This is a genomic window from Kocuria sp. UCD-OTCP (assembly GCF_000349605.1).
Taxonomy (GTDB): Bacteria; Actinomycetota; Actinomycetes; order Actinomycetales; family Micrococcaceae; genus Kocuria; species Kocuria rosea.
Genome location: NZ_AOSQ01000033.1, coordinates 21,763 through 28,874, shown reverse-complemented (window position 1 = coordinate 28,874; position 7,112 = coordinate 21,763). Strand labels below are relative to the sequence as shown.

The 7,112-nt window shown below is 72.7% G+C and carries 8 protein-coding genes; 2 read left to right on the top strand and 6 right to left on the bottom strand.

The genetic code is table 11. From position 1 onward, the window contains the following. The 4 genes from H488_RS0118625 to H488_RS30450 form a co-directional block, all read right to left on the bottom strand. Window positions 1–287 (bottom strand): cbb3-type cytochrome c oxidase subunit I (locus tag H488_RS0118625; protein ID WP_190274515.1); only part of this gene is annotated, 287 nt, incomplete at its 3' end. Between the two features lie 9 nt (window positions 288–296). Further along, entirely contained in the window at window positions 297–1,178 is an 882-nt protein-coding gene (ctaC, locus tag H488_RS30460; RefSeq protein ID WP_031283271.1) for an aa3-type cytochrome oxidase subunit II, read from the bottom strand. A 250-nt stretch (window positions 1,179–1,428) separates the two neighbouring features. Continuing rightward, a complete protein-coding gene (locus H488_RS30455) occupies window positions 1,429–1,800 on the bottom strand; it encodes a HesB/IscA family protein (RefSeq protein WP_017833990.1) in 372 nt (123 codons plus the stop codon). An 84-nt stretch (window positions 1,801–1,884) separates the two neighbouring features. Beyond that, window positions 1,885–3,306 carry a dipeptidase gene (locus tag H488_RS30450; RefSeq protein ID WP_017833989.1) on the bottom strand — a complete coding sequence of 474 codons (1,422 nt, stop codon included), beginning with the start codon at window positions 3,304–3,306 and terminating at the stop codon, window positions 1,885–1,887. Window positions 3,307–3,368: 62 nt separating this feature from the next. Here H488_RS30450 and H488_RS30445 point away from each other — a divergent pair, with 62 nt between their 5' ends. After that, window positions 3,369–3,974 carry a DUF3043 domain-containing protein gene (locus H488_RS30445; protein WP_031283270.1) on the top strand — a complete coding sequence of 202 codons (606 nt, stop codon included), beginning with the start codon at window positions 3,369–3,371 and terminating at the stop codon, window positions 3,972–3,974. Between the two features lie 147 nt (window positions 3,975–4,121). On the opposite strand, the gene H488_RS30440 is transcribed toward H488_RS30445, so the two are convergent. Further along, window positions 4,122–5,210, bottom strand: coding sequence for a quinone-dependent dihydroorotate dehydrogenase (locus tag H488_RS30440; RefSeq protein WP_017833987.1), 1,089 nt, complete (start codon window positions 5,208–5,210; stop codon window positions 4,122–4,124). A 96-nt stretch (window positions 5,211–5,306) separates the two neighbouring features. Between H488_RS30440 and H488_RS30435 the strand changes: the two genes are divergently transcribed. Beyond that, the gene (locus H488_RS30435) at window positions 5,307–6,365 is read left to right on the top strand and encodes an alpha/beta hydrolase (protein WP_017833986.1); all 1,059 of its coding nucleotides are present in this window, start codon (window positions 5,307–5,309) and stop codon (window positions 6,363–6,365) included. On the opposite strand, the gene H488_RS30430 is transcribed toward H488_RS30435, so the two are convergent. Then, window positions 6,317–7,111: an isoprenyl transferase gene (locus H488_RS30430; protein ID WP_017833985.1), complete on the bottom strand. Its 795-nt coding sequence runs from the start codon at window positions 7,109–7,111 to the stop codon at window positions 6,317–6,319. The two genes, H488_RS30435 and H488_RS30430, sit on opposite strands and share 49 nt — an antisense overlap. Between the last annotated feature and the right edge of the window lies 1 nt (window position 7,112).

The window sequence follows — 7,112 nt, the reverse complement described above, 5'->3', positions numbered from 1 at the left end:
GTGCCGAACATCAGCAGCATCAGCGTGCCGTGCATGGTGAACAGCTGGTTGTACTGCTCCTTGGTCTCCAGGATCTGCATGCCCGGCTCGAAGAGCTCGGCGCGGATCAGCAGCGCCATGACGCCGGCGATGCAGAAGAAGGCGAACGAGGAGATCAGGTACATGTACCCGATCGTCTTGTGGTCGGTGGACGTGATCCAGTTGACGACCATCCGTCCCTTGGACCGGGGCACCACGCGCGGAGCGACAGTGGCTGCCTCGTCCCGTGAATACTCGAGTGTGGACACCGGTACTCCTTAGTTGTTAAAAGATTCTTGCTGCTGGTCGTCCGCGCCCGGGTAGGAGTCGCGGCTGTACTCCTCGCCCAGGGCCCCGGTCTGGCCGGCGTCGCGCAAGGACTGGATGTGGGCGTCGTACTCGGCCTGGCTGACCACGTTGACGTTGAACAGCATCTCCGAGTGGTACTCGCCGCAGAACTCGGCGCACTTGCCGAAGTACTCGCCCTCACGGCCCGTGGTGATGCTGATGTTGTTGGTGCGTCCCGGGAACATGTCCGCCTTCTCGAGGAACGCGGGGACCCAGAAGGAGTGGATGACGTCGCGGGAGGTGACCTGCAGCTCGACGTCGCTGTCGACGGGCAGGTACAGGGTGGGCACCCGCTCGGGGACGCCCTCCTCGCCGTCGAGGTGGCCCTGGATGCCGGTGTCCCAGACGTCGTCGGTCAGGTAGTTGAAGTCCCAGGCCCACTGCTTGCCGTAGACCTGGACGGTCACGTCCGGGTTGTCGTGCTGGGCCGTGATCTCGGCCTGGGTCCGCTCGGTGAAGAAGAACAGGGACATGATCAGGGCGATCGGGACGATCGTGTAGAAGACCTCGAGCGGGGCGTGGTACGCCACCTGGCGCGGGTAGCCGGTCTCGTTCTTGCGCCGGCGGTAGGCGATCATGCACCAGAGCATGAGGCCCCAGGTCACCAGTCCCACGACGAGGGCCGCGATCCAGGACCCGACCCACAGGTCGAGGATCATGTCGGCGTTGTCGGTGGTGCCACGCTCGGTGGGCATCCAGCCGAGCTTCGCCTCTTCCGAGCAACCCGTCAGCGCGGTTGCTGCCAGGACTGCTACCGCAGACACCTTCGCCGTGCGGCGCCGGAGGCTGTCGGTTCGTGTGTGCGAACTCACAGACGGCCCTTCCTCTTCTTCTCGTGCTCGTCGTCTGCGCGCCGAAGGCCCCGATTCGAAGAGCCCGGACACAGTCAGGTGGAATGTTTCCCTCCGAGCTTACCCCGTGTCGCTGACATCTGGTGACACAGTGTCAGCTTCCGCGCGGCGCTCGGAGGCCCCTCTTGGAGCGGTCCGCGGGACCCCCCGGAAACGCCGAGAGGCCCGCCGTCCGGACGGACGACGGGCCTCTCGGGAGGAGCGGACGGACTCAGTGGAAGGAGTCGCCGCAGGCGCAGGAACCCCCCGCGTTGGGGTTGTCGATCGAGAACCCCTGCTTGGAGATCGTGTCCTCGAAGTCGACCGTGGAGCCCTCGAGGTAGGGCACGCTCATCTTGTCCACGATGACCTCGACGCCGCCGAAGTCCCGCACGGAGTCCCCGTCCAGGATGCGCTCGTCGAAGTACAGCTGGTAGATGAGGCCCGAGCAGCCGCCGGGCTGGACCGCCACGCGCAGCCGGAGGTCGGTGCGGCCCTCCTGCTCGAGCAGGGCGCGGACCTTCTGGGACGCGACGTCGGTCAGCTGGACGCCGTGGGTGGGCAGGCCGTCCACTGCGGCGCCGTTCTCGGTCGTGACGCTCATGATGCTCACTTTCTGTGGAGGGGTGCCGCACGGGGTCGGACCGGCGGCGGGTCTGTCACGGGCACAACGGATGGGCGATCGGGTTCATTCCCGGATCCGCCGCCCGGGGCGGGCGGCGTCGTCGAGGGCGAGCAGCATCAGCGTCTCCGCGACCACCGCGCGCTCGAACTCCGCCAGGTGCAGCGACTCGTTGGCGCTGTGCGCCCGGGAGTCCGGGTCCTCGACGCCCGTGATGAGGATGCCGGCCTCAGGATAGACCTCCAGGAGGTCCGCGGTGAAGGGGATGGAGCCGCCGATCCCCGTCTCCACGGCGGGCCGGCCCCACGCCTCCCCCAGCGCCCACCGGGCGATCCGCGCGGACTCGGAGCTCATGTCGGTGCGGAAGGACTGTCCCGTCTCCTCGAGCTCGAAGCGCACGTGCGCCCCGAACGGCGCGTGCTCCTCCACGTGGCGCCGGAGGGCCTCCGCGGCCTCGGCGGGATCCTGGCCCGGCGCCGTGCGCAGGCTCAGCTTCGCGCGGGCGGATGCGGCGATGGTGTTGGCGGCGGTGTCCACGGGCGTGACGTCCATGCCCGTGACCGACAGCGCGGGCTGCGTCCAGAGCCGGGAGGCGATCGAACCGCGCCCGGCCAGCCGGACGCCCTCCAGGACCGCCGCGTCGGCCCGGAACCGCTCCTCGTCGTAGACCAGGTCGGTGCGGTCCTCGGCGAGCAGCCCCTCGACGGCGACCGCGCCGTCGTCGTCGTGCAGGGTCGCGATGAGCCGGGCCAGCAGCGTGGGCGCGTCCAGGACCGGGCCGCCGTACATGCCCGAGTGCACGGCGTGCTCGAGCACGGACAGCTCCACGACGGCGCCGACCATCCCGCGCAGGCTCGTGGTCAGGGCGGGCACGCCGACCTCCCAGTTGGCGGAGTCCGCGATCACGATGACGTCCGCGGCCAGCCGTTCCCGGTGGGCCTCCAGGAAGTCCCGGAAGGACGGGGAGCCGGCCTCCTCCTCCCCCTCCACGAAGACGGTCACGCCTAGGCCGAAGTCGTCGCCGCGGTGGGCGGTCGCGGCGCGCAGGGCGGCGGCGTGGGCCATCACCCCGGCCTTGTCGTCGGCCGCGCCCCGCCCGTACAGGCGGCCGTCGCGCTCCTCGGCGACGAACGGTTCGGAGTCCCACAGCTCGCGCCGGCCCGGGGGCTGGACGTCGTGGTGGGCGTAGAGCAGCACGGTCGGCCGGCCGGGCGCGGGCCGGCGGTGGGCGACGACGGCGGGGTGTCCCGGCCCGTCGCCCAGGGGCACGCGCAGGATCTCCACCTCCTCCAGGCCGGCGTCCGCGAGCACGCCGGCCACGGCCACCGCACTGCGCTCGAGCTGCGCGGCGTCGAAGGACTCCCAGGCGATGCCGGGGATCGCGACCAGCTCGACGAGCTGCTCGAGGGTCCGCGGCATGTCCGCGCGCACGGCCGCGCGCACGGTGTCGACGGGGACGGGGACGGTCGGGGCACAGGGCTCGCTCATGGCACCCACCCTATGTCCGGGGCCCGGCAGGGGCCGGCAGGTCCGTCGGCTATCCTTGACGGGTGTTTGGACGCAAGAAGGAAGCAGACCGCGCAGGGTCCACGTCGGTGACCGCTGCGGCCGCCCCGACGGAACCGGTGGCCGCCCCGCGGCAGACCCCGGGCAAGGGCCGGCCCACGCCCAGCCGCCGGCAGCAGGAGGCGGCCCGGCGCCGGCCCCTGGTCCCGGAGGACCGCAAGGCCGCGAAGGCGCAGTCCCGCGACGCCGCGCGCGAGCAGCGGATGCGGGCGCAGGCCGGCATGGCGGCCGGGGACGAGCGGTTCCTCGGGCCGCGGGACCGCGGCCCGCAGCGCCGGTTCGCGCGGGACTGGGTGGACTCCCGGATCAACGTGGGCGAGTACCTCATGGTCGTGGCGCTGCTCGCGCTCGTCATCCTGTTCTTCCCCGTCCAGGACGTGGCCACCTACGGCGTCTACCTCATCTGGGCGCTGATGATCCTGGGCATCGTGGACGCCGTGCTGTCGACGGCCCGGATGAAGAAGGCCATGCAGGCGAAGTTCGGGACCGTGGAGCGCGGCGTGCGCTGGTACGCCGCGATGCGCTCCTTCACGATGCGCCGCCTCCGCCTGCCCAAGCCCCAGGTCGCCCGCGGGGAGCGCCCCTCCTGAGCCCCGGCCGGCCCGCGCCCGGCGCAGGGCCCGGCCGCGACAGGACTGCCCCCGGACCGCACGGTCCGGGGGCAGTCCCGTTCCCGACGACGGGACGGCCGTCGGCGGCGCCCCGTCGTAACGGGAGCCGTCAGCCCCGGTGAGCCGTCAGCTCCAGGCGCGGCCCGCCCGGCGCGCCAGGCCCTGGTTGATGCGGCGCGCCCAGAAGGGTCCCTCGTAGAGGAAAGCGGTGTAGCCCTGCACGAGGGTCGCGCCGGCGTCGAGGCGCTCCTGGACGTCCTCCGCCGTGGTCACCCCGCCCACGGAGACCAGCACCAGCCGGTCCCCCACGCGCTCGCGCAGCAGCCGCAGCACCTCGAGGGAGCGCCGCCGCAGCGGGGCCCCGGAGAGCCCGCCGGCCCCGTGCGCCTCGATCTCGGCGGGATCGGAGGCCAGCCCGAGCGCGGTGCGGGCGATGGTCGTGTTGGTGGCCACGATGCCGTCCAGGCCCAGGTCGAGGGCCAGGTCCGCGACGGCCAGCACGTCCTCGTCCGACAGGTCCGGGGCGATCTTCACGAGCAGCGGGACGTGCCGGTCCGCGGCCTCGTCGGCCGCGCGGCCCACCGCGCCGAGCAGCGGCCGCAGGCTCTCGATCTCCTGCAGCTGGCGCAGGCCCGGGGTGTTGGGCGAGGACACGTTGACCACGAGGTAGTCCGCGAGGGGGGCGAGGACCCGGGCGCTCTGCAGGTAGTCGTCCACCGCGTCCTCCAGCGGCACCGCCTTGGTCTTGCCGATGTTGACGCCGAGCACCGGACGGGCGCGGCCGCGGTGGTCCGCCTCGAGCTCGCGGCGCGCCTGCGCGAGGCGCGGGGCCACGGCCGCCGCACCCTCGTTGTTGAAGCCCATCCGGTTGATCACGGCCCGGTCCCGGACGAGCCGGAACAGACGGGGCCGGGGGTTGCCCGGCTGCGCCTGGGCGGTCACGGTGCCGATCTCGACGTGCCCGAAGCCGAGGTCGGTGAGGGCGCCGATCCCCTCGCCGCCCTTGTCGAAACCGGCCGCCAGCCCGAACGGGGACGGGAACCGCAGGCCCAGCGCCTCCACCTCGAGCGCGGGATCGGGCCGGGTGTAGACCCGCAGCGCGGTGCTGATCCGGGCGGCGCGCGCCGCCCGGATCCCGAGGAACCCGACCCGGTGGGCCCGTTCGGGGTCCATCCGGGAGAAGACAGCCGTGAAGAACGTAGGGTAGAAGCGCATGGTCCCAGTCTTCCACAGGGCACTCCTCCGGCCGGGCGGCCGCGGAGGGGCTTGACGGACCGGCGCCCCGACGGGCCGCCCGCACGAGGTGAGGGCATGGGTGCTCCCCCGGACCCGTGGGTCCCCGACGTGCTGGGACCCGGCTTCCGCGCGCGGACCGTGGACCTGGACCCCGGCTCCGCCCCCCACTCCACCGCCACGGTGGTCCGCTACCGGCCGGGGGACGTCCCGCTCGTGCCGGGCCGACTGCGCGGGGCCGTGCTGTACCTGCACGGCTGGTCCGACTACTTCTTCAACGCCGAGCTGGCCCGGACGTGCGCGGCCGCGGGCTACGCGTTCTACGCCCTGGACCTGCACGGCTACGGCCGGAACCTCACCGACGAGGTGCTCGCCGTGGAGGAGGGCCGCCCGGGCCACACCACGGACCTCGCGGACTACGACGACGACATCGCCGCGGCGCTCGGCGTGATGGCCGAGGACGGTCTGCCCGGTCCGCGGGGGCGGCTCGTGCTGATGGGCCACTCGACCGGGGGTCTCACCGCGGCGATGTGGGCCTCACGGCACCCCGACCGGCTCGACGGACTGGCCCTCAACGCCCCCTGGATCGGCAGCCACGGCTCCGACGCAGTGGGCGCCGTCCTGCGCCCCCTGGTGGCCCGGCTCGCCGAGCAGCGCCCGGACGTCCCGGTGCGGGCCCGGCTGCGCAGCCACTACTACCGGGTGATCAGCGAGCACGCGGAGGGCGAGTGGCCGATCGACGCCCGGTGGCGGCCCGAGACCAGCTTCGACATCACCCCGGGGTGGCTCAACGCTGTCCTTCAGGCTCAGGGTGAAGTGGCGAAGGGTTTGAACCTTCACCTTCCAGTGCTGGTGCAGACCTCGGCCCGCTCGTGCATCCGCCCCTGGTGGAGCGAGCGGATGCGCTCGGCCGACACCGTGCTGGACGTCCGGCAGATCCGCCGGCACGCGCCCGATCTGGGCACCGACGTGACGCTGCGCTCCTACGAGGGCGCCGTCCACGACGTGCACCTCTCCCGGCAGGCCGTGCGCCGGGCCGCGCAGAGGGATCTCGCCGCCTGGCTGCGCGGTCTGCGACGGCGCCGGCCTCAGGCGGAGGCGCCGGGGCCGGCGACGCGGTCGACGGCTCCGCCGTAGCGCCGGTCCCGCCGGGCGTAGACCTCCACGGCCTCCCACAGGGTGCGGCGGTCGACGTCCGGCCAGAGCACGTCCTGGAAGACGAGCTCGGCGTAGGCGGACTGCCACAGGAGGAAGTTGGAGATCCGCTGCTCCCCGGAGGAGCGCAGGAAGAGGTCGACGTCCGGCAGGTCGGGCTCGTCGAGGTAGCGCTGGACGGTCTTCTCGTCGATGCTCCGCGGGTTCAGGACGCCCGCCCGGGCGTCGGCGGCGATGGCGGCCGCGGCGTCGGCGATCTCGGCCCGCCCCCCGTAGTTCACGCACATGGTGAGGGTGACGACGTCGTTGTCGCGGGTGGCCCGCTCGGCCTCCTCCAGGCGGTTGATGACCGAGCGCCACAGGCGGGGCTTGCGCCCGGCCCACCGGATCCGGATGCCCCACTCCTGGAAGGTGGGCAGCTGGCGCTCCATGACGTCGGCGGTGTAGTTCATCAGGAACGTCACCTCGTCCAGGGAGCGCTTCCAGTTCTCGGTGGAGAACGCGTAGGCGCTGACGTACGGGATGCCCATCTCGATGGCCCCGGCCATCACCTCGATCAGGGCCGCCTCCCCCGCCTTGTGGCCCTCGTTGCGCGGCAGCCCGCGCTGGTTCGCCCAGCGCCCGTTGCCGTCCATGACCACGGCCACGTGCTGCGGCACGAACTGCCGCGGGATCGGCGGGGCGCTGGCGCCGCTGGGATGGGCGGGCGGGGCGGCAAAGCCGGGCATG

What these genes read in the sequence shown, in the direction of transcription:
- H488_RS30455 (WP_017833990.1), bottom strand. Translation starts at nt 1,800, where the DNA reads ATGAGCGTCACGACCGAGAACGGCGCCGCAGTGGACGGCCTGCCCACC.
- H488_RS30450 (WP_017833989.1), bottom strand. Translation starts at nt 3,306, where the DNA reads ATGAGCGAGCCCTGTGCCCCGACCGTCCCCGTCCCCGTCGACACCGTG.
- H488_RS30440 (WP_017833987.1), bottom strand. Translation starts at nt 5,210, where the DNA reads ATGCGCTTCTACCCTACGTTCTTCACGGCTGTCTTCTCCCGGATGGAC.
- H488_RS30435 (WP_017833986.1), top strand. Translation starts at nt 5,307, where the DNA reads ATGGGTGCTCCCCCGGACCCGTGGGTCCCCGACGTGCTGGGACCCGGC.
- H488_RS30430 (WP_017833985.1), bottom strand. Translation starts at nt 7,111, where the DNA reads ATGCCCGGCTTTGCCGCCCCGCCCGCCCATCCCAGCGGCGCCAGCGCC.